Source organism: Sphingomonas sp. R86520 (assembly GCF_042466285.1).
GTDB lineage: Bacteria > Pseudomonadota > Alphaproteobacteria > Sphingomonadales > Sphingomonadaceae > Sphingomonas.
This window is the reverse complement of the sequence record NZ_JAXHBZ010000001.1, coordinates 2,764,575-2,788,764: the sequence shown is the minus strand read 5'-3', so window position 1 is coordinate 2,788,764 and position 24,190 is coordinate 2,764,575. Positions and strand designations below refer to the sequence as shown.

Annotated in this window: 20 protein-coding genes; 7 read left to right on the top strand and 13 right to left on the bottom strand. The window is 66.8% G+C overall.

All coding sequences use genetic code 11. From position 1 onward, the window contains the following. Window positions 1-305: 305 nt before the first annotated feature. The gene (gene mutS / locus SJY41_RS12670) at window positions 306-2,885 is read right to left on the bottom strand and encodes a DNA mismatch repair protein MutS (protein WP_380784140.1); all 2,580 of its coding nucleotides are present in this window, start codon (window positions 2,883-2,885) and stop codon (window positions 306-308) included. Between the two features lie 511 nt (window positions 2,886-3,396). Between mutS and SJY41_RS12665 the strand changes: the two genes are divergently transcribed. Continuing rightward, window positions 3,397-5,652: an NADP-dependent malic enzyme gene (locus SJY41_RS12665; protein WP_380782210.1), complete on the top strand. Its 2,256-nt coding sequence runs from the start codon at window positions 3,397-3,399 to the stop codon at window positions 5,650-5,652. A gap of 155 nt (window positions 5,653-5,807) precedes the next feature. Here the strand turns inward: SJY41_RS12665 and SJY41_RS12660 are convergent, their stop codons facing one another. Next, complete coding sequence (locus SJY41_RS12660) at window positions 5,808-6,596, bottom strand: SDR family oxidoreductase (RefSeq protein WP_380782208.1); 789 nt, start codon at window positions 6,594-6,596, stop codon at window positions 5,808-5,810. Between the two features lie 130 nt (window positions 6,597-6,726). Here SJY41_RS12660 and SJY41_RS12655 point away from each other — a divergent pair, with 130 nt between their 5' ends. The 4 genes from SJY41_RS12655 (at window position 6,727) to SJY41_RS12640 (ending at window position 11,848) form a co-directional block, all read left to right on the top strand. Then, window positions 6,727-7,554 (top strand): SDR family NAD(P)-dependent oxidoreductase, encoded by an 828-nt coding sequence (locus tag SJY41_RS12655; RefSeq protein ID WP_380782206.1) that lies wholly within the window; start codon window positions 6,727-6,729, stop codon window positions 7,552-7,554. Then, window positions 7,551-8,984, top strand: coding sequence for an MFS transporter (locus SJY41_RS12650; protein WP_380782204.1), 1,434 nt, complete (start codon window positions 7,551-7,553; stop codon window positions 8,982-8,984). The genes SJY41_RS12655 and SJY41_RS12650 overlap by 4 nt, the downstream gene beginning before the upstream one ends. 240 nt (window positions 8,985-9,224) lie before the next feature. Next, a complete protein-coding gene (locus SJY41_RS12645) occupies window positions 9,225-11,102 on the top strand; it encodes a M1 family metallopeptidase (RefSeq protein WP_120299450.1) in 1,878 nt (625 codons plus the stop codon). 137 nt (window positions 11,103-11,239) lie between these two features. Then, window positions 11,240-11,848 (top strand): CHAP domain-containing protein, encoded by a 609-nt coding sequence (locus SJY41_RS12640; protein WP_380782202.1) that lies wholly within the window; start codon window positions 11,240-11,242, stop codon window positions 11,846-11,848. 430 nt (window positions 11,849-12,278) lie between these two features. Here SJY41_RS12640 and msrB read toward each other — a convergent pair whose 3' ends face one another. From msrB to SJY41_RS12620, 4 genes are all read right to left on the bottom strand, one after another. After that, on the bottom strand, window positions 12,279-12,767 hold the full coding sequence (gene msrB, locus SJY41_RS12635; RefSeq protein WP_380782200.1) for a peptide-methionine (R)-S-oxide reductase MsrB: 489 nt from the start codon (window positions 12,765-12,767) through the stop codon (window positions 12,279-12,281). A gap of 60 nt (window positions 12,768-12,827) precedes the next feature. Beyond that, on the bottom strand, window positions 12,828-14,075 hold the full coding sequence (locus tag SJY41_RS12630; protein ID WP_380782198.1) for a cytochrome P450: 1,248 nt from the start codon (window positions 14,073-14,075) through the stop codon (window positions 12,828-12,830). Between the two features lie 194 nt (window positions 14,076-14,269). After that, a complete protein-coding gene (locus SJY41_RS12625) occupies window positions 14,270-15,502 on the bottom strand; it encodes an ABC transporter permease (RefSeq protein WP_380782196.1) in 1,233 nt (410 codons plus the stop codon). Then, the gene (locus SJY41_RS12620) at window positions 15,499-16,440 is read right to left on the bottom strand and encodes an ABC transporter ATP-binding protein (protein WP_380782194.1); all 942 of its coding nucleotides are present in this window, start codon (window positions 16,438-16,440) and stop codon (window positions 15,499-15,501) included. Before SJY41_RS12620 ends, SJY41_RS12625 begins: the two co-directional genes overlap by 4 nt. A 44-nt stretch (window positions 16,441-16,484) precedes the next feature. Between SJY41_RS12620 and queG the strand changes: the two genes are divergently transcribed. Then, window positions 16,485-17,627, top strand: a complete 1,143-nt coding sequence (gene queG / locus SJY41_RS12615; RefSeq protein WP_380782192.1) for a tRNA epoxyqueuosine(34) reductase QueG — start codon at window positions 16,485-16,487, stop codon at window positions 17,625-17,627. Window positions 17,628-17,728: 101 nt separating this feature from the next. Here queG and SJY41_RS12610 read toward each other — a convergent pair whose 3' ends face one another. Continuing rightward, window positions 17,729-18,100: a hypothetical protein gene (locus tag SJY41_RS12610; protein ID WP_380782190.1), complete on the bottom strand. Its 372-nt coding sequence runs from the start codon at window positions 18,098-18,100 to the stop codon at window positions 17,729-17,731. Then, complete coding sequence (locus tag SJY41_RS12605; RefSeq protein WP_380782188.1) at window positions 18,097-18,786, bottom strand: EI24 domain-containing protein; 690 nt, start codon at window positions 18,784-18,786, stop codon at window positions 18,097-18,099. The genes SJY41_RS12610 and SJY41_RS12605 overlap by 4 nt, the downstream gene beginning before the upstream one ends. Before the next feature lie 456 nt (window positions 18,787-19,242). On the opposite strand from SJY41_RS12605, the gene SJY41_RS12600 reads away from it, so the two are divergent. Then, a complete protein-coding gene (locus SJY41_RS12600) occupies window positions 19,243-20,241 on the top strand; it encodes an adenosine kinase (RefSeq protein WP_380782186.1) in 999 nt (332 codons plus the stop codon). Window positions 20,242-20,415: 174 nt separating this feature from the next. Here SJY41_RS12600 and SJY41_RS12595 read toward each other — a convergent pair whose 3' ends face one another. From SJY41_RS12595 to hisF, 5 genes are all read right to left on the bottom strand, one after another. Next, on the bottom strand, window positions 20,416-22,026 hold the full coding sequence (locus SJY41_RS12595; protein WP_380782184.1) for an amino acid permease: 1,611 nt from the start codon (window positions 22,024-22,026) through the stop codon (window positions 20,416-20,418). Window positions 22,027-22,138: 112 nt separating this feature from the next. Continuing rightward, window positions 22,139-22,516, bottom strand: a complete 378-nt coding sequence (locus SJY41_RS12590; protein WP_380782182.1) for a histidine triad nucleotide-binding protein — start codon at window positions 22,514-22,516, stop codon at window positions 22,139-22,141. 116 nt (window positions 22,517-22,632) lie between these two features. Further along, window positions 22,633-22,953 (bottom strand): phosphoribosyl-ATP diphosphatase, encoded by a 321-nt coding sequence (locus tag SJY41_RS12585; protein ID WP_380782180.1) that lies wholly within the window; start codon window positions 22,951-22,953, stop codon window positions 22,633-22,635. Between the two features lie 32 nt (window positions 22,954-22,985). After that, complete coding sequence (locus SJY41_RS12580; protein WP_380782179.1) at window positions 22,986-23,177, bottom strand: hypothetical protein; 192 nt, start codon at window positions 23,175-23,177, stop codon at window positions 22,986-22,988. Between the two features lie 5 nt (window positions 23,178-23,182). Beyond that, complete coding sequence (gene hisF, locus SJY41_RS12575) at window positions 23,183-23,971, bottom strand: imidazole glycerol phosphate synthase subunit HisF (RefSeq protein WP_380782177.1); 789 nt, start codon at window positions 23,969-23,971, stop codon at window positions 23,183-23,185. Window positions 23,972-24,190: the final 219 nt, after the last annotated feature.

Here is a 24,190-nt window from a genome sequence, read left to right as displayed (position 1 = left end):
ACGCGAGAGACATTCTCGCACGTCGCCAATCACGCAACGGCCCCCCTCCCTGAAAGGGAGGGGCAGGGGGTGGGTCGGCCAGTTTATGTCGCAACCGCAAGGACATGCGGAACCCGACCACCCCCAACCCCTTCCCTTTCAGGGAGGGGAGCAGCTTACCCTGCCACCAACGCACTCCGTCACCCCGGCGGAGGCCGGGGCCCACCGTCCCGCGCACTCAATTCTCTCGAATGGGCGGAACGGTGGATGCCGGAACGAGGCTCTCTTGGAGCTAGTCGAAGGGTCCGGCATGACGGGGGAAGTGCTCAGCCCTCGTTCGCCAACGCCTTCAACCGGTACAGCGCGTCGAGCGCATCCCGTGGACTCATCGCGTCGATGTCGAGCTTGGCGAGATCCTCGCGCAGCACGTCGCACGCTGCCTCCTCGACCTGCGCGGCGGCGGCGAACAACGGCAGGTCGTCCAGCCCGGCCGCCAGCCCCCCCGTCTTCGCACGTCCGGCCTCGAGCTTCGCCAGCACCGCCTTCGCGCGCGCCACCGTCACCGGCGACATCCCCGCCAGCCGCGCGACCGCCAGCCCATAGCTCCGATCCGCCGGGCCGTCGGCGAGTTCGTGGAGCAGCACCAGCTCCCCCTTCCATTCGCGCGCGCGGACGTGGTGCAGCGACAGCGCCTCGCAGCGCTCCGCCAACCGCGTGAGCTCGTGGTAATGTGTCGCGAACAGGCAGCGGCAGCGATTGTCCTCGTGGATCGCCTCGACCACCGCCCAGGCGATCGCGAGCCCGTCATAAGTCGAGGTCCCGCGCCCGACCTCGTCGAGGATCACGAAGCTACGCGGCGTCGCCTGCGCGAGGATCGCCGCGGTCTCGACCATCTCGACCATGAACGTCGACCGCCCGCGCGCAAGGTTGTCCGACGCCCCGACGCGGCTGAACAGGCGGTCGACCAGCCCCAGCGTAGCCTTGGTCGCGGGCACGTACGACCCGGCCTGCGCGAGCACGGCGATCAGTGCGTTCTGGCGGAGGAAGGTCGATTTACCGCCCATGTTCGGGCCGGTGACGAGCCACAGCCGCGACGCCTCCGACAGGTTGCAGTCGTTTGCGACGAACCGGTCGCCCGACTTCGCGACCGCTGCCTCGACCACCGGATGCCGCCCGCCCTCGATCTCGAAGCACGCGTGATCGACCAGCGAAGGCCGCGCCCAGGCACCTTCCGCCGCGCGCTCCGCGAGCCCCGCGGCAACGTCGAGCCGCGCCAAAGCATCCGCCGTCGCCGCAATCGCCTCGCGCCCCGCCAGAGCTTGCGCGGTGAGTTCCTCAAGATGCGCGGCCTCCGCCGCCAACGCATGCGCGCCGGCCTGCGACACCTTCGCCGCAACCTCATGCAAAGCAGGCGTATTGAACCGCACCACGCCCGCCAGCGTCTGCCGATGCGTAAAGCCGCTTTCTGGCTTCATCAAAGGGTCCGCCGCCCGCGCCGGCACCTCGACATGATAGCCGAGCACGCCGTTATGCCGGATCTTCAGCGCGGTGACGCCGGTCGCAGTGCGGAACTCCGCCTCCAGCGCGGCGATCGCCCGCCGCCCGCCAGCGCCTGCATCGCGCAGATCGTCGAGCGCCGCATCATACCCTGCCGCGATATACCCGCCATCCGACGCCTCGATCGGCGGCGACGGCACGAGCGCGCGCTTGAGCAGGTCAATCAACGCGCCATGCCCGCGCAACCTTGGCGCGATGTCCCGGAGCAGCACCGGCGGATCGCCGATCGCATCCATCCGCTCGCCGAGGCTCCACGCTCCGTCCAGCCCGTCGCGCAACTGCCCGAGATCGCGCGGGCCGCCACGCCCGGCGGCCAGTCGCCCGAGCGCGCGGCCGATGTCCGGCAAGGCCCGCAGCGTCGAGCGCAACCGCTCGCGCGCCGCCTGGTCGTCATGGAACAACCGCACCAGATCGAGCCGCGCGTCGATCGCCGCCTTGTCCATCAACGGCGCGCCGAGATCCGCCCCGAGCAACCGCGCGCCGGCCCCGGTGACGGTCCGATCGACCGCATCGAGCAGGCTCCCTTTCCGCACGCCGCCGGTGGTGCAGGTCAGCTCCAGGCTCTCCCGCGTCGCGGCGTCGATCGCCATCGTTTCCGCTGCGCGCCCGATCCGCGGCGGGCGGAGGAAAGGCATCGTGCCCTTCGCATTATGCTCCAGATACGCGACCAGCCCGCCCGCTGCGGCCAGCCGCGCGCGCCCGAACTGCCCGAACCCATCGAGCGTCGCCACGCCGTACAACCGCTTGAGCCGAGCCTCGCCCGCGCCGCTGTCGAAATCGATCTTCGGGCGCAGCGTGGTAGCCGCCTCCTCGAACGCGCTAGCCTCGGATGCGACGACTTCGGCAGCGCCGAGCCGAGCAAGTTCCGCCTCGACCGCGTCGCCCGCAACCTCGACGATCTCGAACCGCCCGGTCGACACGTCCGCCGCGGCGATCGCGACCGACCCGCCAGCCTCGCCGATCGCCACGCACCAATTGTCCGAGCGCGCGTCGAGCAATGCCTCCTCGGTCAGCGTCCCCGCCGTCACCACCCGCACGATCGCGCGCGCGACGAGCGCCTTCGATCCGCCGCGTGCCTTGGCCTCCGCCGGGCTCTCGACCTGCTCGGCGATCGCGACGCGGTGGCCGGCCTTGATCAGCCGTTGCAGGTACACCGTCGCGGCATGCACCGGCACGCCGCACATCGGGATCGGCTTGCCTTCATGCTCGCCGCGCGCGGTCAGCGCGATGTCGAGCACCCCCGCCGCGATCCGCGCATCGTCCATGAACAGTTCGAAGAAATCGCCCATGCGATAAAACAAAAGGCAATCCTGCGCCTCCGCCTTCAGGCCGAGATACTGCGTCATCATGGGGGTAGGGGCGGGATGCGACATCATGGTGCGGGTAGCGAAAAGCCACGTCCCATAAAACCCCTCTCCCCTCGGGGAGAGGGAGGGGCCCGCGCGCAGCGTGGGAGGGTGAGGGGGAGTGAGGCTCGGGTGCGCACCCCAACCACCCCTCATCCGGCGCATCCGCGCCACCTTCTCCCCAAGGGGGAGAAGGAGTTGTTACCACCCCGCACCAGCACCACCCCGCACCAGCACCACCCCGCACCAGCACCACCCCGCACCAGCACCACCCCCCGCACCAGCACCAGCACCGCCCGCGCACCATCACCACCCCGGCGAAGGCCGGGGCCCAATTGGGGGACGGCAATAACGAAGGGCGGCGCGCTATTACGACCACCTTTCCAATTGGACCCCGGCCTTCGCCGGGGCGGTGCTGGTAGGCGGCGGCCCACCAGGGCGAAGTGTCCGGGGTGACGAATGCCGACCACCTGCCTAGAAGGTCCTCCAGATCCTAACGACCGCGCGAGGCCCCATGTCCGACGAAACGCTGCAATTCTCCGAACGCGAAGCCTTGCTCTTCCATTCGGAAGGTCGTCCGGGAAAGATCGAGATCATCGCGTCGAAACCGATGGCGACGCAGCGCGACCTCGCGCTCGCCTATTCGCCCGGCGTCGCGGTGCCGGTGCAGGCGATCTACGACGATCCCGCCACCGTCTACGACTATACGGCGAAGGGTAACCTTGTCGCCGTCATCTCGAACGGCACCGCGATCCTCGGCATGGGCAATCTCGGCCCGCTCGCCAGCAAGCCGGTGATGGAAGGCAAGGCGGTGCTCTTCAAGCGCTTCGCCGACGTCGACGCGATCGACATCGAGCTGAAGACCGAGGACGTGAACCGCTTCATCGACGCGGTCGAGCTGATGGAGCCGACCTTCGGCGGCATCAACCTCGAGGACATCAAGGCCCCCGAATGCTTCATCATCGAGCAGGCCCTGCGCGAGCGGATGAACATCCCGGTCTTTCATGACGACCAGCACGGCACCGCGATCATCACCGCCGCCGGCCTGATCAACGCGTGCCTGCTGACCGGGCGGAAACTGTCCGAGGTCAAGATCGTCGTCAACGGCGCCGGCGCCGCGGCGATCGCCTGCACCGAACTCGTGAAAGCCATGGGCGTGCGCGGCGACAACGTCATCCTCTGCGACCGCAAGGGCGTGATCTACCAGGGCCGCGACGGCGTCGACCAGTGGAAGTCCGCACACGCTGCCGTCACCGAGACGCGCACGTTGACCGAGGCTTTGGTCGGCGCCGACGTGTTCCTCGGCCTGTCCGCGGCGGGTTCGCTGACGCCGGAGATGGTCAAGGACATGGCCCCCGCGCCGATCATCTTCGCGATGGCCAACCCCGAGCCGGAGATTCGCCCCGAACTGGCGATGGCCGCGCGCCCCGACGCGATCGTCGCGACCGGGCGCTCGGATTATCCGAACCAGGTCAACAACGTGCTCGGCTTCCCGTTCATCTTCCGCGGGGCATTGGACGTCCGCGCGACTGGCATCAACGACGCGATGAAGATCGCCGCCGCCAACGCGATCGCGGAGTTGGCGCGCGAACGCGTGCCCGAGGAAGTCGCCGCGGCCTACGGCGTCAGCCACAGCTTCGGCCCGGCGTACATCATCCCCGCGCCATTCGATCCGCGCCTGATGGAAGTCGTCCCCGTCGCCGTCGCGAAAGCCGCGATGGCCTCGGGCGTCGCGACCAAGCCGATCCTCGACATCGAAGCGTATCGGCATTCGTTGCGCGCCCGCCTCAACCCGACCACCTCGGTCCTGTCGATGGCGTACGAAGGCGCGCGCGCGCACCCCAAGCGCGTGATCTTCGCGGAAGGTGAGGAAGAAGTCGTCCTCCGCGCCGCCATCGCCTTCAAGGAGGGCGGCTACGGCACCCCGGTCCTGGTCGGCCGCGACGACGTACCCGACCGCCTGCGCGCCCTCGGCGTCACCGATCCCGAGAGCTTCGAACTCCACAACAGCCGCGTCTCGCCGCTCGTGCCGCAGATGGTCGACTTCCTGTATTTGCGGCTCCAGCGTCGCGGCTACCTGCGCCGCGATTGCGAGCGGATGGTCAACCAGGACCGCAACATCTTCGGCGCGCTGCTGCTCCAGCTCGGTGAGGGCGACGCGCTGATTACCGGCATCACGCGCACCTACGGCGAGACGATGCGCCAGATCTACCGCGTGATCGATCCGCTCGCGGGGAAAACCCCGTTCGGCATCCATCTGCTCATCGGCAAGAGCCATACGGTGTTCATCGCCGACACCACCGTCAACGAACGCCCCACCGCCGAACAGCTCGCCGACTTCGCCGAACAGACGGCGGCGGTCGCGCGGCGGATGGGTCACGAGCCCCGCGTCGCGTTCCTCAGCTACTCGAACTTCGGCAATCCGAAGGGCGAATGGCTCGACAACATCCGTGATGCGGTGAGGGTGCTGAACGGCCGGAAAGTTGGTTTCGAGTACGAAGGCGAGATGGCGCCCGATGTCGCGCTGAACCCCAAGCAACTGGCCAACTACCCCTTCGCGCGGCTGTCGGGGCCAGCGAACGTGCTGATAATGCCGGGGCTTCAGTCGGCGCATATCTCGGCGAAGCTGTTGCGCGAGTTGGGCGGGGACTCGGTCATCGGCCCCATGCTGATCGGCATGGAAAAGCCGGTGCAGGTCGCGCCGATGACGTCGACGGCGAGCGAACTGGTGACGCTGGCCGTTCTCGCGGCTGGCGGCATCGCGCGCTAATTTCCCTCGCCCCTACGGGGAGAGGGAAGGGGCCCGCGGCGCTTGCCGTGGGAAGGGAGAGGGGAGTGAGGCTCGGGACGGTTCGTCCCAACGCCCCTCTCCCTTCCGTCGCAAGTGCTCCTCCCTCCCTCTCCCCGGAGGGGCGAGGGATTGATTCAGGCGTCGATGCTTGTGCCTAGCGACGCGTGGACGAGGCCGCCATCCACCGTGATCGTCTCGCCGATCACATAATCCCCAGCTCGGCTCGCCAGATAAATCGCCGCGCCCGCCATATCCTCGTCCACCCCGACCCGCTTCGCCGGAATGCCTTGCGCCACCGCATCGCCGTGATCCCGCGCCGCCTTGTTCATGTCGCTCGCGAACGCGCCCGGCGCGATCGAGGTGACGTTGATCGAATCCGTCACCAGCCGCGCCGCCATCCGCTTCGTCAGGTAGATCAGCGCCGACTTCGACGCATGATAGCTGTACGTCTCCCACGGGTTCAGCCGCTGCCCATCGATCGACGTGATGTTGATCACCTTCGCCGGCCGCTCTCGCGATCCCGAAGCCTTCAACGCCGCATGCAGCGCCTGCGTCAGGAAGAACGGCGACTTCACGTTCAGGTCCATGACCTTGTCCCAGCCGACCTCGGAGAACTCCTCGAACGGCACGCCCCACGCCGCACCCGCATTGTTCACGAGGATATCGAGCTGCGACTCATGCTCGGCGAACTGCGCGGCGAGCGCCTTGCACCCCGCCACCGTCGAGACATCCTGCGGCAACGCGATGCAGTTCGGCCCAAGCTCCGCCGCCGCCGCCTCGCACACATCGGCTTTGCGCGACGAGATATACACCTTGGCCCCCTGCGCGATGAAGCCGGCGGCGATCATCTTGCCGATCCCGCGGCTGCCGCCGGTGATCAGCGCGACGCGGCCGTCGAGCCGGAACAGGTTGGTCGTATCCATCACGCATCCTCCGAATGTTTGGCCGCTTGGTACCCGCGCGTGCCAGTGTCCGCAAACCCGTTTTTCGAACCAGCCGTCATTGACGAGTGCAAAGCCCGTACTATGCTCGCAAAAAACCAGGAGAGAGCATGTGAGGTTTTCAGGCAAGCGTGCCGTCGTGACCGGCGGCGCGTCCGGCATCGGCCGGGCGACCGCACTCCGACTCGCCGACGAAGGCGCCACCGTCCTGATCGGCGACATCGACGAGGCCGGCGGCCACGCGATCGCCGACGCATCCGGCGGGCGCATAATGTTCCAGCGCACCGACGTGCTCCAGGCCAGCGATATCGAGGCGCTGATGCAGACCGCCGACGACGCAGGCGGGCTCGACATCCTGTTCAACAATGCCGGCGCGGGCGGCTCGCGCGACCCGATCGGCGAGATTTCCCCGGAGGACTGGGACCGAACCCAGGCGCTGCTCCTCCGCTCGGTCGCGCTCGGCATCCGTTACGCCGCGCCGTTGATGGCGAAGCGAGGCGGGGGCGCGATCGTCAACACCTCGTCGGTCTCCGCGCTCGGCACCGGCTACGCGCCGACCGCCTATTCCACCGCCAAGGCCGGCGTCCTCCACCTCACCAAGCAGGCCGCCGCCGATCTCGCGCAGCACGAGATCCGCGTGAACGCGGTCGTGCCCGGCTTCATCGTCACCAATATCTTCACGCGCACGCTCGAACTCGACGCCGCCAAGACGTCACAGGCGGACGCGATGATCGCGCACATCGCCGCCGACGCGCAGCCGATCCGCCGCCCCGGCACCAGCGAGGATATCGCCGCCGCAGTCGCGTTCCTCGCGAGCGACGATGCGAGCTTCATCACCGGCACGCACATCCTGGTGGACGGCGGCATGACGATCGGCACGCGGCCGAGCTGGGACCCGGCCCAACCCTCGCTGTTCGCGTTGCTCGACAAGCTGAAATGACGGCACCCGCCCGCCGCCTCTCCAACGGCACGATGGCGAGCTACGGCTTCGGCGCAGTCGCGTACGGAGTGAAGGACGCCGGGTTCGGCACGTTCCTGCTGTTGTTCTACAACCAGGTGGTGGGACTCCCGTCCGCCACCGTCGGGCTCGTCATCATGATGGCGCTGCTGATCGATGCGTTCGTCGACCCGGCGGTGGGATTCTTCTCCGATCGCACGCGGACGAAATGGGGCCGGCGGCACCCGTGGATGTACGCGTCTGCGCTGCCGATCATGGTCGGCTGGCTGCTGCTATGGAACCCGCCCTCGGTGATGTCGGAGCCGCAGACGCTCGTGTGGCTGTTCGTCATGGCGGTGATCGTGCGCAGCGCGGTGAGTTGCTATGAGGTGCCGTCCGTCGCGCTAACGCCCGAACTGACATCGGGGTATGACGAGCGGACGCGGATCATGGCGTATCGCTATCTGTTCGGCTGGGTCGGCGGGCTGCTGATGCTGTTGTCGGCGTACCAGTATTTCCTCGCACCCACCGCGGCGTTCCCGAACGGCCTGCTCAACCGCGCCGGTTACAGCGGCTTTGCACTCGCGGGGGCGGTCTTCATCGGCGTCGCGATCCTCGTGTCCGCGCTCGGCACGCATCACGAGATCAGGCATCTCCCGAACCCGCCGATCGCCAAGCAGACGCTGCGCGAATCCTTCGCCGAACTCCGCCAGACCGTGAAGAACCGCGCGTTCGCGATCCTGATGGCGGCGGGGGTGTGCGCGTACACGATCCAGGGCATCAGCTATGCGATGTCGAACTATCTCTACACCTATGTGTGGGGCTTCAAGGGGCCGGTGTTCGTCTATCTGACGATCGCGCTGTTCTCGGGCGTGTTCCTCGCGTTCCTGGCCGCGCCCCGGCTCGGCAGGACGGGGAGCAAGCCCAAGGCGGCGATGGGCGCGGTGCTGCTGGGCGCGGCGCTCAACACCTCGCCCTATTGGCTGCGGATGCTCAGCGTGTTTCCGGACGTCGGCGAGCCCGCATTGCTGCCGATGCTGTTCGGGTTCTTCATCCTCGGCACCGCGTCGAACGTCACCGGGTTCATCCTCGGCGCATCGATGATGGCGGACGTGGTCGAGGACTCGGAAGCAAAGACGGGCAGGCGGTCGGAAGGCGTGTTCTTCGCCGGCTCGTTCTTCGTCCAGAAATGCACGAGCGGGATCGGCATCTTCTTCGCCGGCATGATCCTCGCCGTGGCGGGGTTCCCCGCCAAGGCGACGCCGGGGACGGTCCCGATCGCCACGATCGACCGCCTCACGCTGATCTACGCCGGCCTCTACATCGTGCTGGCGTGCGTCTCGGCGTACTTCTTCTCCCGCTTCCCCTTCGGCCGCGTCGAACACGAGGCACGGCTGGCGAGACTTGCAACGACACCAGTTCGCAACGACTGACGATGCCACCTCGTACGATCCTCCCCCGCCAGGGGGAGGTGGCTGGCTCTCGCTAGGCGGAGGGGGAGGCAAAGGAACGTCGGTTTTGTGTCCTCCCCCTCCGTCACCTACGGCGACACCTCCCCCTTGCGGGGGAAGGTGCAAAACTGCGATCGTCCCGCCCTTCCAGCAACAGGGCCCGCACGTTAGGACTCAGGCTTGGCCTTCCCGAACTTGGGGAACGGCGACATCGGAGTTCCCATGCGTATCCCCGCCCTAGCCACCGCCCTCGGTCTCGTCTTAGCATCGCCCGCCGTCGCACAGACAATCGCACCCGTCCTCACAACAGCCGACGCGCGCGACCCGCACAGCTACGCCCGCCCCGCCCAGGCGCGCGTCACGCATGTCGCGCTCGATCTTGCCGCCGACTTCGACACGCACGTCATCCGCGGCATCGCCACGCTCGACATCCTGGCGAAACCAGGCGCGAAACTTGTGCTCGACGACAACGGCTTGAAGATCGTCAACATCACCGACGCCAACGGCAAGCCGCTTCCCTACGAAGTCGGCGCGGTCGACAAGATCCACGGCGCGCCGCTGACTGTCACGCTCAACGGCGCCAGGAGAATCCGCATCGCCTACGCCTCGTCGCCCGACGCCAAGGCGCTGCAATGGCTGACCCCTGCGCAGACTGCTGGCAAGAAGCAGCCGTTCCTGTTCAGCCAGGGCGAGGCGATCCTCAACCGAAGCTGGATCCCGACGCAGGACTCCCCTGGCATCCGCCAGACGTGGGAGGCGAAGATCGCCGTCCCCAAGCAACTCACCGCGGTGATGAGCGGGCTATCGGCAGGCAAGCCCGTCTGCGTCGCCGACCGTTGCACGTTCGAGTACAAGATGGACAAGCCGGTCGCGCCCTACCTGATCGCGCTCGCGGTCGGCGACATCGCGTTCAAGTCGACCGGCTCACGCACCGGCATCTGGGCCGAACCCGCGACCTTGCCCAAGGCCGCGTACGAGTTCGGCGAGCTCGAGAAGTTCGTCGCCGCGGCGGAGGGGCTGTACGGCCCGTATCGCTGGGGTCGCTATGATGTGCTGGTCCTGCCGCCGTCGTTCCCGTTCGGCGGCATGGAGAATCCGACGCTCACCTTCGCCACGCCGACCGCGATCGCCGGCGACCGCAGCCTCGTCTCGCTGATCGCGCACGAACTCGCGCACAGCTGGTCGGGCAACCTCGTGACGAACGCGACGTGGGACGATTTCTGGCTCAACGAAGGCTTTACGAGCTATTTCGAAAACCGGATCATGGAGGCGCTCTATGGCAAGCGCCGCGCCGACATGGAGGCGGATCTCTCCTGGACCGACATGCAGGACGCGGTGAAGGACGCCGGCGGCCCGGCCGCGAAGGACACGCAGCTTCACCTCGATCTCGACGCATCGCGCGATCCCGACGACGGCATGACCCAGATCGCGTACGACAAGGGAGCGACGTTCCTTCGCACGATCGAACGCCAGGTCGGCCGCGCGCGCTTCGACGCCTATCTCCGCAGCTATTTCGACCGCCACGCCTTCCAGCCGCAGACCAGCGCCGGCTTCCTCGCCGACCTCAAGTCGAAGCTGCTGACTCCCGCCGAAGCCAGGACGATCGGCGTCGATACCTGGGTCTACAGCCCCGGCATCCCCGCGAACGCAGTGCATGTGACCTCCGTCGCCTTCCCCGCAGTCGATGCGGCGGCGAAGGCGTATGCGGCCGGCGGGCCGGTATCGGCCGTTCCGGGCAAGGCGACCACGCAGGAGATCACGCGCTTCATCACGCAACTCCCGCGCAAGCTTCCGGCCGAGCGGTTGAAGACGCTCGATTCAACATTCGGTTGGAACGCCACCGGCAATGCCGAGATCCGCTTCGCCTGGCTGCAACTCGCGCTCGCCAACCACTATGCGCCTGCTGATGCTTCGGCCGAGCAGTTCCTGACCTCGCAGGGCCGCCGGAAGTTCGTCGCGCCGCTGTTCCAGCAGATGATGGGTTCGGGCGACTGGGGCCACAAGCTGGCGATGGACATCTACGGCAAGGCGCGGCCGGGCTATCATGCGGTTACGCAGGTCACGGTGGACCGCATAACCGGCTGGAAACTCATGAACTGAGGCAGTCTGGCTTACGCTTTTGGGAACTCGTCGGCGCGATAACACGCTTCGTCGGATAAGGTTCCCAGCCGGGTTTCAATTAATTCGAACCCCCCGTAGTCAGACTGTGACGAACGGGTTTTGGCCGGGGGGTCTCGATGAATTTCAAGGCGTTAGCAGCGCGTTTTGCGCTGGTGGTATCGTGCGGCCTGATGACGGCCACACCGGCAGCGGCCCAGTTCTGGCAGTGTGTCACGTTTGCGCGTTCGGTGTCCGGCATCGAAATCCGTGGCAACGCAAACACTTGGTGGAGCCAGGCCGAGGGTCGCTACGAGCGTGGCCACACCCCGAAGGCCGGTTCGGTCCTCGCCTTCGCCGCCACCTCGCGGATGCGCGTCGGCCATGTCGCCATGGTGAGCCAAGTGATCAACGACCACGAAGTCCTGCTCACCCACGCCAACTGGTCGCGTCCCGGCGCGATCGAGACCAACGTCCGCGCGATCGACGTCTCGCCCGCCGGCGACTGGAGCATGGTCAAGGTCTGGTACGGCCCGCAGGGCGGCCTCGGCACCTCGGCCTACCCGACCAAGGGCTTCATCTACTCGGGCCACGCACCTGCCCGCGACACGCTCGACGCGCCTGCGTACCAGGTGGCCAGCGCCAACCACACCGCAACGCAGCGCGCTAACGCTGCGCAGCTCGCGACGATCCAGCATGGCCCGACCGATCCTCGTGGCATCTTCACGCTGGTGAACGAGGCCAACTGAGCCCCGTCTATGCAGTGTGATGCACGGCTAGTCCCGGCATACGCCGCACGTCCCTGCAAGTTCCACAGTCTAACGTTTCGCCGCTGATCGCCGCCTGACAGTTCAGCGCCTCGATCTTCCCGAAAGGTACCCCCCGGCGGAGGCCGGGGCCCGGTTGGAAAGGTCGCCGTAACGGCCCGCCAGCTTCGTTAGGCGTCACCCGACTGGACCCTGGCCTTCGCCGGGGAGGTGCGTTTGCGGAAGTGCGGATACGCAACACGCAGGGTGGTCGAGGCGCAACACCGCACATCCGCCTCTCCCTTGTTCCCCCGCGAAGGCGGGAGCACAGTCTGGACCCCCGCCTTCGCGGGGGAACAAGGAGGGGGGGCAGTGGCAGAAATCGCGGATGATCTCCCTAGGCTGGCCCTTCAACCCCGCCCAGCGCTCACCCTCAGGCCGCCCTAAACGTCAACGCATCGCCATTCATGCAATAGCGCTTGCCGGTCGGCTTGGGCCCATCGTCGAACACATGGCCCAGATGCCCGCCGCACCGACGGCAATGCACCTCGGTCCGCGCCATCCCCAACGTCGAATCCACCCGCGTCCGTACGGCGTTCGGCAAGGGCTGCCAGAAGCTCGGCCACCCCGTCCCGCTCTCGAACTTGGTCTTGGACGAATAGGTCGGCAACGCACACCCGCCGCACGAGAATACCCCAGCGCGATGCTCGCCGTTCAGCGGGCTCGAATACGGCGCCTCGGTGCCTTCCTTGCGCAGCGTGTTATAGGCGTCCGGCGACAACTTCTTGCGCCACTGCGCATCGGTCAGCGTCACCTCGAACCGCTCGGCGGCCTGGGCTGGCTGCGACGAGCACCCCCATAAAGCAAAGCCGGCGACGCCCGCCCCGGCAAGTGTAAGGAAAGCGCGGCGGTCCTGGGTCATGTTCGTCTCCATGGTTCGGATATAGGTACGGGCGACCCAACCGAAAGGTGACGCCAAGCCTCAGTATTTACTGATTTCCACTGGCAGCGTCCGATATCCGTGGACGAAACACGCGGCGACTCGCGTAGGCTCGCCCAGCACGTTGATCCGCATCCGCCGTTTCGCCATCTCCTCGAGCAAAATCGCGATCTGCATTTCCGCCAGCCGCGCGCCGACGCAGCGGTGGATGCCGTGCCCGAATGCTAGATGCCGCCGCGCGTTCGGCCGATCCACCACGATGTCGTCCGCATCGTCGCCGAACACGCTCTCGTCGCGGTTCGCCGAGATGTACCAGAGCGCCAGCTTGTCACCCGCCCTGATCTGCTGCCCCATCAACTCCGCGTCCGCGGTCGCAGTCCGCCGCATATGCGCAAGCGGCGTCTGCCACCGCAGGATCTCGCTCACCGCATTCGGGATCAGCGCCGGATCCGCCTCCAGCTTTGCCCGCGCGTCCGGGAACTTGTCGAGGCCATAGGCGAGCGCCGACATCGAATTACGCGTCGTGTCGTTGCCGCCGACGATTAGCAGGATGAGGTTCCCGATGAACTCGTTGTGATCCATGTGGCTCATCGCATCCGAATGAATCATCATCGAGATCAGGTCCGGCGTCGGCGCCTTGTCGATCTTCGCATCCCATAAGCCTTTGAAATACGATCCGCATTCGAACATGTGGACGAGGCGTTGCTGACGCAGCTCTTCGCTCTTCACCAGTTCGATATCGCCTGCCCAGTCCGACCAGAAGGTAAGCTTCCGCCGGTCCGCCCAGGGAAAGTCGAACAGGATCGCCAGCATCTGCGTGGTCAGTTCGATCGCCACGGTATCGACCCAGTCGAACGGCGTGTTCCACGGCAGGCTGTCGAGCATGTCCGCCGTCCGTCTGCGGATATCGCCCGACATCCGCGTCATCTCGCTCGGCGTGAAGGCGGGCGCGACGGTGCGTCGCTGTCCCGTATGCACCGGGCGATCGCGCGCGATGAACATCGGCATGCGGACATCGCGCTCGGCAACGAAGTCGGCAATCGTGATCCCACCGGCTTCGGACGAGTAGAGATCGGGCAGCGACTCGACCTCGACGATGCCCTTGTAGTTGGAGACCGACCAGTACGGGCCGTAGTCGGAGTGCTCGACATAATGGACCGGCGACCCGGCGCGGAGCGTCTTGAACGGCGCCTGCCACAGGTCGTCGCGGTACAGTTCGGCGCGGCTCACATCGAGCGGATCCACCGCCGGGGCCTCGTCAACGCTCACGTCCCGCACCAGAGTCGCCATCGTGTCTCTCCTGTATTTTCGTGCAGGAGAGGCTTTGCTGACACTTATGTCAACAGGGCTGGGCCGAGTAGCTACGCATCACACCTACCCCCGTTCGTGCTGAGCGAAGTCGAAGCACCTGCGCGCGGTACCCACCCTTCGACTTCGCTCAGGGCGAACGGAAGGGGGGATGGGCGAGAGTCGGTGGGCACGCATCAAACCGCCCTCGGCTTCCGCCGCCAGAACGGCCGAGCGCTACCGGATTGCAAAACCCCGCGCCGGAACAGCCGCGCGCCAACGGAAATGAAGATCGTCACCCACAAAGCTTGCCACGCCAGCGCCGCGACATGCGGCCACAGTTCCGGCGAGTTCGCCGCTCGGCCAGCCATCGCGAACGGTGACGACAGCGGGAACAACTCTGCCACCGTAGCGACCCAACTCCCGGGTCGCGAGGCCGCCGCGGACGACAGCCCGAACATCGCAACCTGCAGGATCGTGATCGGCAGCGACAGCATCTGGATCTCGCGCATCGTCGACGCCTGCGCACCCACCCCGAGGAACACCGACCCCAGCAGCAGATACGCCATGCTGAAATACGCCGCGAACAGTACCGCAAACATTGGCGCGCCGACTGCCGGGGTCAGGTCGCCCAGGGCCGCCGCCGCGCCCGCCGGCATCAGCGTCGTGATCTGCGTGACGACGGTGCCCCAGAACGCGACGAACAGCACCGCCACGCCGAACATTCCGATCAGTTTGCCGAAGAACACCGATTCAAGCGGCACCGCGGCGGCGAGCACCTCGATCACCTTGTTATTGCGCTCCTCGGCCATCGTCCCGACGACCTGCCCCGACAGGAACAGCGTCAGGAAGAAGATTCCGAACACCGCGAAGAACGCCGACTGGTGCTGCCCACCCACCGAGGTCGTCGAGCGCGTGATCTGCGTCTTGGTCGCGGCGATCGTCGGCAGGGTACCTCCCAGCTTCTGTGCGGCCAGCGTCGTCTGCGCGAGCAGCCCGAGATAATCTGCCGATCGCCTGCCCCGCGGACCGTAGAGGATCTGCGGCGCATCGAGCGGACCGTAGAGCACGGCGGATGCATCGATATCCTTCGTCTCGAACGCCGCATGCGCCTGCGCTGCCGGGTCGGCGGTCGGCGCGACGGTGGTCAGCGCGGGCGGCGCTTCGTCCTCGCGGAACATGCCGCGCAACCGAGTATCGGACTCGGCGATCGGCCGCGTCATGGCGGCGGGGACGATCGCGATGATCCGCGTCTTGTCCTGCGCGCCGCCACTGACGCTCGCCGCGCCCATTCCGCCGATCGCCCCGAACGAACCCATGATGACCGGCGCAAACAGGAACAGCAGGAAGATCGGCGTGAACACCGTGGCGATGAAATCGCGCCGGGCGATCGTGAAGGTCTGGCGCAAGGTACGGCGAAAACGGGTCATGCCCGAATCTCCAAGGGGGCGCCCTCCGTAGGCGCATCCGCATGCTGGCCGACGATCCGGACGAACGCTTCATGCAAGCCCGGGCGCTCGATCGATAGCCCAGAGATCCCGTATCCCGCGTCGATCAGCCTCACCAGCAAACTCTCGATCCCCTCACTCGGCAGCTCGAACCGCCAGCTATCCCCGTCCGCGGCTGCATCCGCCGGCAGTACGCCCCGGATCGCCGGATCGGGCCGATGCGGCGTGTAATACACCCGCTGCGGCAGTATCCCGCGCGCCTCCGCGACCGTCCCCTCGAACCGCCGCTTGCCGCCGGCGATGATGGCGAGCCGGTCGCACAGCCGTTCGGCATGGCTCATGATATGCGTTGAGAACAGGATCGTCGCACCGCGATCCCGCTCGTTCAGGATCAGCTTCTCCAGCCGCTCCTGGTTAACCGGATCGAGCCCCGAAAACGGCTCGTCGAGCACGAGCAGGTCCGGCTGGTGCACCACCGAGCCAAGCAGCTGCACCAGCTGCGCCATGCCCTTCGACAGCTTCCGAATCTTTTCATCGACCGCATGGCTGAGCCCGGCGGCTTCCATCAGCACGACCGCACGCTCGCGCCCCGTCTTCCAGTCGAGTCCGCGAAGTGCCCCGAGAAACGCGATCGCCTCCCGCGCCTTCATCGCCGGATACAGCCCGCGCTCCTCGGGCAGATACCCCACCCGGTCGCTCGCATCGCGCGGATTGTCATAGCCTAGCAGCGTCCGCGAGCCCTCGTCGGGCTCGATGATCCCCAGCAGCATCCGCAGCGTCGTCGTCTTGCCCGCGCCGTTGGGTCCGAGCACGCCGTACACCGAGCCGCGCGGCACCATGATGTCGACGCCGTCGACCACGCGCCGATCGCCGAACCGCTTCACGATCCCGTTCGCGGTGACCGCCCATTCATCGTTCACGCGCAATCTTCCTCCCGAGGGTGGCCTCGTGGTAGCGGGCGGACGTGGCGCAAGACAAGCTGGAACACAGGCTGAAGGCCAAAGCGACGGAGCTGGGTTTCGTTGCCTGCGGGATCGCGCACGCCGATGCCGCGCCGCTCGCGGGTGAACGCCTCCACCAATGGCTGGCAGACGGACGCCACGGCGACATGATCTGGATGGAGGAGCGCAAGCACCACCGCGAGAGCCCCGCCGGCCTTTGGCCAGAAGTGCGCAGCGTCATCGCGCTCGGCATGAGCTATGCCCCGAAAGACGATCCCCTGCGGCTGGCGGACAAAGGCGGGGTAGGGCGGATCTCGGTCTACGCGCAAGGGCCGGATTATCACGACGTCGTGAAGCGGCAGTTAAAGGCGCTGGGGCGGTGGCTGGCTGCAGAGGCAGGGCGCAATCTGCCCCCCTTCGACCTCAAAGTCTTCGTCGACACCGCGCCGGTGATGGAAAAGCCGCTCGCCGAAGCAGCGGGCCTCGGCTGGCAGGGCAAGCACACCAATCTCGTCAGCCGCGAACACGGCAGTTGGCTATTCCTCGGCGCAATCTACACGACGCTCGACCTGGAACCGGATCGCGGCGGCGTCGACACCTGCGGCAGTTGCGACGCGTGCCAGCGCGCGTGCCCGACCGACGCCTTCCCACGCCCGTACCAGCTCGATGCCCGCCGCTGCATTTCCTACCTCACGATCGAACACGCCGGCCCGATCCCACACGAGTTCCGCGCCGCGATCGGCAACCGCATCTACGGCTGCGACGACTGCCTGGCAGTTTGCCCCTGGAACAAGTTCGCCGCTGCGGCGAATGCGAACCTGGCCTTCCATCCCCGCGCCGAACTGGTCGCGCCAGAACTCGAGGACATCCTCGCGCTGGACGACGCCGGCTTTCGCCAAATCTTTGCCGGCTCGCCCATCAAGCGGATCGGCCGCAACCGAATGATCCGCAACGCACTGATCGCCGCGGCGAACAGTCGTGACGCGAGTTTGATCGATCCGGTCGTGCGACTGCTCGACGACGAGGTTGCCGTCGTTCGAGGCGCGGCGATCTGGGCGCTTTCGCGTCTCGATCAAGTCCGCTGTCAAATGGAACGCGCCCGGCGTTTCCCACAAGAGCGCGATCTGGACGTGGCCGGCGAATGGAGAACTCTTGCCGGGAGCTGATGAATTCGATGGCCAACCGCCGCGGTTAGCCGACGGACTGCTTCAGTTGCCGACAAGCGCCAAAACGCAAGGAGATGCGGGAGGTCGGTCGATTATCGGCGCTACCGCCCCCCCTCCCGCCGTGTCAGTGCGGCAACGCAGCTGGCGCGGTCGATCGTGCTGCCGTCGGGTTCGCGCGCGTCGAGATAGGTGACACGCGGGGCGTCCGATCCCTTGGGATACAAATACGCGTCGAGCACGCAGATCCCGCTCTGGAACTGGAGTTTACGTGCGCTGCCCTCGCGGACGTCGGCGTCGGGCTGACCGAACAGCTTGGTCAAACCAGCCGCATCCTGACCCAGCACGCGCTCGAGTCCGGCGCTCGTATACGGGATTGCAGGCCGTCCGACCGCCGGCTTGGCGACCGGCACGGCGCAACCAGACAGCCCGCCGCCGAGTGCCAGCGCGATCCCTATCGTCGTCAATCGCGTCATGATCGGCCCTTACGGAAATGCTGCGTGTGGAAATAATGCGTCGCGATCGCGGCGCCCAGCACGGGTGCGGCGAGGTTGAGGATCGGAACCACGAACAGCCCGGTGTTCGCAAGCCCCAGCGCGAACCGCCCCGGCCGCGTCGTCGCACGCCAGCCCCGCATCGCCGCTGCGTCCATATGGCGGGCGGCCACCATATCGCCGAGATCGCGGCCAAGCAGCCAGCCGTTCACCACGAAGAACGCCGCCGCCGTGCCGACGCCGGTCACGAGCAGCGCGATATAAACCGGCAGCATCAGCAGATTAACGAGGATCACGCGGCCTGCAGACCGCAAGCCCATCGCCAGGCTGCGCGCGAGCGGCACGGGCCGCGCGGTCTTCAGCGCTTCGGGATAATGCCGTGCCTCGACCGCTTCCACCACTTCGTCCGCAAAGATCCCGACGACCGCGATCGCGACTGCGCGGAACAGCAACCACAGCGCCAGGACCATGACGAACAGCGCGAACGCCGCCGCCAGGCCTGCCGCATCCCAACCGAGCCACGCCGCCAGCGCCGCCTGCGTTTCCCACCACACGCCGACCCCAGTGACGGCGAACATGAGCAACGTGAGGGCCATCGACTTGACGAACACACGCAGGATGGGCGGATCGGTAAGCTGGCCAAGCGAGAGAAGGAGAGCGCGGAGCATATGGTTGGGATGGCGTGGGGGCTCGGGAAGGTCAACGAAGCTCTGCTCGCTGGATAGAACGAGCGCGCACCCCGTGTTCCCCCGCGGACGCGGGAGCCCAGCTAAACCACGAACTCCGCCGGAGATCCTGGACCCCCGCGTTCGCGAGGGAACAGGGGAGTGGAGAAGGGGGGCAATTATCGTCGTCACCGATTTCAAATCGCTGCGCTTATCCACCACCACCCCGGCGAAGGCCGGGGCCCAGTTGGAAAGGTCGGCGTAACGGAGTGTCACCCTCCGTTACTGCCGTCCCCCAACTGGGCCCCGGGCCCCGCCGGGGTGAAGCCTATTCAGGCAGACAGCATCTACGCTATCAGCGACGTGGCGACGGCAGCGATCTCCCGGCCTACGCACACCAGTTGCACCAATCCCCCCCGCGATTTACGGCAGGGCTTTCCCGTTCCCCGGAGTTTCCCCTTGAGCACACCCACTTACGACGTGGTCGCGATCGGCAATGCGATCGTCGACATTCTCAGCACCGCCACCGACGCGTTCATCGAAGAGATCGGTGTCGCCAAGGGCTCGATGCAGCTGATGTTCTCGCCGGAGGAAGCTGACGCGCTTTATGCCAAGATGGGCCCGGGCATGGAAATCTCCGGCGGGTCGGCTGCCAACACCGTTGCCGGCATCGCCGCGCTCGGCGGTAAATGCGGGTTCATCGGCCAGGTCGCCGACGACCAGCTCGGCCAGGTCTTCGCGCACGACGTCCGCAGCATCGGCATCGAGTTCGCCACGCCGGTCCGCGCCGGCGACCCGACCACCGGCCGCTGCCTGATCTTCGTGACGCCGGACGGCCAGCGCACCATGAACACCTTCCTCGGCGCGGGTCAGTTCCTCCCCGCCGCGGCGATCGACACCGCGATGATCGCCGACAGCGCGATCCTGTATCTCGAAGGCTATCTCTGGGATCCCGAGGAGCCGCGCGCGGCGATGCGCGCCGCGATCGACTGCGCGCGCGGGGCAGGGCGAAAAGTCGCCTTCACGCTCAGCGATGTATTCTGCATCTCGCGTCACGGCGGCGACTTCCGCCAGCTGCTGTCGGACGGCCTGATCGACATCCTGTTCGCCAATGAGAGCGAACTCGCCGCGCTTGCGGAGACCGAAGACTTCGACGCAGCCGTCGCCAAGATCTCGGCGCAGGTTCCGACCCTGGTCGTTACCCGCGGCGAACACGGCGCCTGCGCGCTTCAGAGCGGCACGCGCGCCGAGGTCAAGGCCGAGCCGATCGCCAAGGTCGTCGACACGACCGGCGCGGGCGACCTGTTCGCGGCCGGCTTCCTCCACGGTCAGGCGCAGGGCTACGACCTGCAGGCGTCGCTGAAGCTCGGCGCGGTCTGCGCGGCCGAGATCATCAGCCATGTCGGCGCCCGCCCGATGGTCGACATGAAGGCGCTTGCCGCCAAGCATATCGGCTGAGCCACCGCACCGTCATTCCCGCGAAGGCGGGAACCCATACTGGCTGGCGTTGCAATAAGGTTGCGAACGTTTGAGGATATGGGTCCCCGCCTCCGCGGGGATGACGAGTTTGGTTTGAAGACACAAAAAAAGGGCCGCGGGAGTTTCCTCCCGCGGCCCTTTTCGCGTCCAGTCTCAGAGCGTACCCGGAGGCGCCCGATCGTCCTCGGCCGCACCATCGTCGAGGCCAAGCCCGACATGGCTGCGCGAGCGGCTGTACAGGAAGTAGATCGCGAGCCCGATCGCGCCCCAGCCCGGGAGGACCAGTTTGGCGGTCAGCGGCAGCGACAGATACAGCCCGATGCAGCCGATGATCGCGAGCGGTGCGACAATGTACACCGCCGGCGTGCGGAACGGGCGCTTGCGGCTCGGGTCGGTCTTGCGCAGCACCATCACGGAGATCGCCACCATCATAAACGCGAACAGCGTGCCCGCATTCGAATAATCGGCGAGCTTGCCGACCGGCAGCACCGCCGCTGCGACCGCCGCAGCGATGCCGGTCACGACCGTGACGACGTGCGGCGTGCGGAACTTCGGGTGGATCGATGCCAGCTTTGCCGGCAACAGGCCGTCACGGGCCATCGTAAAGAACACGCGGGTCTGGCCGAACATCATCATCAGCACGACCGACGGCAGTGCGAGCACTGCGGCGAGGCCGACCAGGCGACCCATGATCGGCCAGTTGATGACCTGGAGCACGTGGACAAGCGCTTCCTTCGAGCAGACCAGAGGCTCCATCGCGCCCCCTGCGACGATCGCGGCGCAACGCCCGGCCATCTCGGCCGAGCCCGGCGCCAGCACGCCGCCATCCGCGGTCGTCACCGGGTTGGCGCCGATCGCACCGATCGCACCCGAGGCGACCAGCAGGTAGAACAACGTACAGATGCCGAGGCTGGCGATCAGCCCGATCGGCACGTTGCGTTGCGGGTTCTTGGTTTCCTCGGCTGCCGTCGAGACCGCGTCGAAGCCGACATAGGCGAAGAAGATCGATGCCGCGGCACCCAGCACGCCGACGCCCGACGAACTCAGCGGATTGCCGACGCCATAGGGCAGGAACGGATGGAAATTGTCGGCCTTGAGGACCGGGATCGTCAGCGCGATGAACGCGGTGAGCGCGGCGATCTTGATCAGCACCAGCACCGCGTTGACGCGCGCGCTCTCGGTCGTGCCGACGACGAGCAGCCATGTGACGAGTGCGATGACGATCACCGCGGGCAGGTTGATGAACCCGCCGACCGTCATCGCGGTCTGCAGATCGGCGTTGGGCGTGGCGCCGAACGCGACCTGGACATTCGCCATCAGGGCGTCCGCGTTGCGCAACCCGTTGGGAATGTGGAAGCCGATCCCGTCGAGCAGCCCGGCCAGATGGTTCGACCACCCCACCGCGACCGCGCTCGCGCCGACCGCATATTCGAGGATCAGCGCCCAGCCGACCATCCAGGCAAGCAGCTCACCGGTCACCGCATAGGTGTAGGTGTAGGCCGAGCCCGACACCGGCACCATCGACGCCAGCTCGGAATAGCAGAGTGCCGCCACCGCGCAGACGAAGCCCGCGACGATGAAGCTCAGCAGCATGCCCGGCCCGGCCTTCTGCGCCGCCTCGGACGTCAGCACGAAGATACCGGTGCCGATCACCGCGCCGACGCCTAGAAGCGTCAGCTGGAACGCGCTGAGCGTGCGCGCCAGCCCCTTTTTCTCTGCCGTCGCCAGAATGGCATCCAGCGATTTTACGCGACCAAAAATCAATTCGGTACCCCCCGGGGATTGCGAGGGCCGGGTCAATGAGGCCCCCTTGCACAAGCGCCCGAGCCTAATGGCAATTTTATTACGCGCAATCCTTTAGTGCGGTGAAGCTGGCCTATCGCGCCAGCATCGGCCCGAGCGGGCGCCCGCCGAAGACATGAACATGCAGATGCGGCACCTCCTGATGTCCGTCCTGCCCGACATTGGCGAGCAGGCGATAACCCGGTTCGACGAGGCCAGCGGCGCGCGCGACAGTGCCGACCGCGCGGATGAAGCCTGCGATCTCGGCGTCGGGGGCCCGCGCGGAAAAGTCGTCCCAGGATACGTACGCGCCCTTGGGGATCACGAGCAGGTGCGTCGGCGCCTGCGGGTTGATGTCGTGGAACGCGATCGCGAACGCATCCTCATAGACCCGCTTCGACGGGATCTCGCCGCGCAGGATCTTTGCGAAGATGTTCTGGTCGTCATAAGGCTGGGTGGCGTCGATCGGCATATATTCCCCTCCCGCTTGCGGGAAGGGTTAGGGGAGGGGCTGGGCCATCCCGATCCCGGCGGAGCATGTGCGTCATGCCCTCCCCCAACCCCTCCCGCAAGCGGAAGGGGAGAAGGTTAGTCCGTCCGCCCAGCCTTCTCGACCAAGCCGCCGACACCCTCGCGCCGTTCCAGTTCCGCGCGCACGTCGTCCAGGCTCAACCCCGCATCCGCGAGCAGCACAGCCAGATGAAACATCAGGTCCGCCGCTTCCGGCACGATGCTCGCGTCGTCCCCAGAGCATGCGGCGATCACCGTTTCGACGGCTTCCTCGCCAAGCTTCTGCGCGATCTTGGGGCGGCCTTTGGCGAACAGGCTCGCGGTGTAGCTGGTATCGGCGGGTGCATCGCGGCGGGCGCGGATGGTCGCTTCGAGGCGGTCGAATATGGGGTCTGCCATGCGCAGCTTGCTGGCGCAGCAGGGCAGGCGGGTCAATCCTTCTTGAAGGGCGGCTTTGCCGGAGCCCGGGTCTTTGCGAAGCGTTTGCGCAGCGCCCGTCGCACCTGCCACACGGCGACCACCGCGATCACGAAGAGCGCCACGTCCGACAGGGCGAACCCGGTAAGCGGGTGTGCCACGCCGCTATGCCCGGACTCGACCGCGAGCATCACGAGGACCGGCATTCCGGTCAGGCCCCGAAAGACAACGTCGAACGCACCGGCGTTCGCACCGGAATGCCCGCTGCCGCCAGCGCGGCATGCGCATCCCCGATCGACGCCTGCCCGAAGTGGAAGATCGATGCCGCCAGCACCGCGCTCGCATGACCGTCGCGGATCCCGGCCACCAGATCGTCGAGCCCGCCGACGCCGCCGCTCGCCACGACGGGCACGCTCACCCGATCCGAAATCGCGCGGATCAGGTCGAGGTCGTAGCCGCTGCGCGTCCCGTCACGGTCCATCGACGTGACCAGCAACTCGCCCGCACCCAGTTCCGTGAGCTTCAGCGCGTGCGCGATCGCGTCGATACCAGTCGCCCGCCGCCCGCCATGCGTGAAGACTTCCCAGCCTTCGCCCGATCGCCGCGCATCGACGCTCGCCACGCAGCATTGGCTGCCGAACCGCTCGGCGATATCCGCCACGAGTTCCGGCCGCTCGACCGCGGCCGAATTGACCGCCACCTTGTCCGCCCCCGCCAGCAACAGCGCGCGGGCATCGTCGGCGGTCCGCACGCCACCGCCGACCGTCAACGGCATGAAGCATACCGCCGCCGTCCGCCGCACGACGTCGAGGATCGTCCCCCGGCCTTCATGGCTCGCCCCGATATCGAGGAAGCACAGCTCGTCCGCTCCTGCCGCGTCATAGGCCCGCGCCTGCTCGACCGGATCGCCCGCGTCGCGGAGCTCGACGAAGTTGACACCCTTCACGACGCGGCCATCGGCAACGTCGAGACAGGGAATGACGCGTGCTCGAACCGTCATGCGCTGCGCCGTAGAATTGGTTCACGCGGAGACGCGGAGACGCGGCGACGCGGCAAAGCCGCTAAAAAGAATATTTCGCGCAGAGGCGCAGAGGACGCAGAGAAGAAGGGGCGCGCTGGGGCGGGCCGGGTTCCGTCGCCAGTCAGGAAGCAATGAATGCTGCCGCACACTTCCTCTGCGCTCTCTGCGCCTCTGCGCGAAAAGCTCTTACTATCTCCG

What these genes read in the sequence shown, in the direction of transcription:
- hisF (WP_380782177.1), bottom strand. Translation starts at nt 23,971, where the DNA reads ATGACGGTTCGAGCACGCGTCATTCCCTGTCTCGACGTTGCCGATGGC.
- SJY41_RS12650 (WP_380782204.1), top strand. Translation starts at nt 7,551, where the DNA reads ATGACGGCACCCGCCCGCCGCCTCTCCAACGGCACGATGGCGAGCTAC.
- SJY41_RS12665 (WP_380782210.1), top strand. Translation starts at nt 3,397, where the DNA reads ATGTCCGACGAAACGCTGCAATTCTCCGAACGCGAAGCCTTGCTCTTC.
- SJY41_RS12610 (WP_380782190.1), bottom strand. Translation starts at nt 18,100, where the DNA reads ATGACGCGATTGACGACGATAGGGATCGCGCTGGCACTCGGCGGCGGG.
- SJY41_RS12660 (WP_380782208.1), bottom strand. Translation starts at nt 6,596, where the DNA reads ATGGATACGACCAACCTGTTCCGGCTCGACGGCCGCGTCGCGCTGATC.
- mutS (WP_380784140.1), bottom strand. Translation starts at nt 2,885, where the DNA reads ATGATGACGCAGTATCTCGGCCTGAAGGCGGAGGCGCAGGATTGCCTT.
- SJY41_RS12640 (WP_380782202.1), top strand. Translation starts at nt 11,240, where the DNA reads ATGAATTTCAAGGCGTTAGCAGCGCGTTTTGCGCTGGTGGTATCGTGC.
- SJY41_RS12605 (WP_380782188.1), bottom strand. Translation starts at nt 18,786, where the DNA reads ATGCTCCGCGCTCTCCTTCTCTCGCTTGGCCAGCTTACCGATCCGCCC.
- SJY41_RS12580 (WP_380782179.1), bottom strand. Translation starts at nt 23,177, where the DNA reads ATGCCGGTCCTCGTGATGCTCGCGGTCGAGTCCGGGCATAGCGGCGTG.
- SJY41_RS12625 (WP_380782196.1), bottom strand. Translation starts at nt 15,502, where the DNA reads ATGACCCGTTTTCGCCGTACCTTGCGCCAGACCTTCACGATCGCCCGG.
- SJY41_RS12645 (WP_120299450.1), top strand. Translation starts at nt 9,225, where the DNA reads ATGCGTATCCCCGCCCTAGCCACCGCCCTCGGTCTCGTCTTAGCATCG.
- SJY41_RS12585 (WP_380782180.1), bottom strand. Translation starts at nt 22,953, where the DNA reads ATGGCAGACCCCATATTCGACCGCCTCGAAGCGACCATCCGCGCCCGC.
- msrB (WP_380782200.1), bottom strand. Translation starts at nt 12,767, where the DNA reads ATGACCCAGGACCGCCGCGCTTTCCTTACACTTGCCGGGGCGGGCGTC.
- SJY41_RS12630 (WP_380782198.1), bottom strand. Translation starts at nt 14,075, where the DNA reads ATGGCGACTCTGGTGCGGGACGTGAGCGTTGACGAGGCCCCGGCGGTG.
- SJY41_RS12590 (WP_380782182.1), bottom strand. Translation starts at nt 22,516, where the DNA reads ATGCCGATCGACGCCACCCAGCCTTATGACGACCAGAACATCTTCGCA.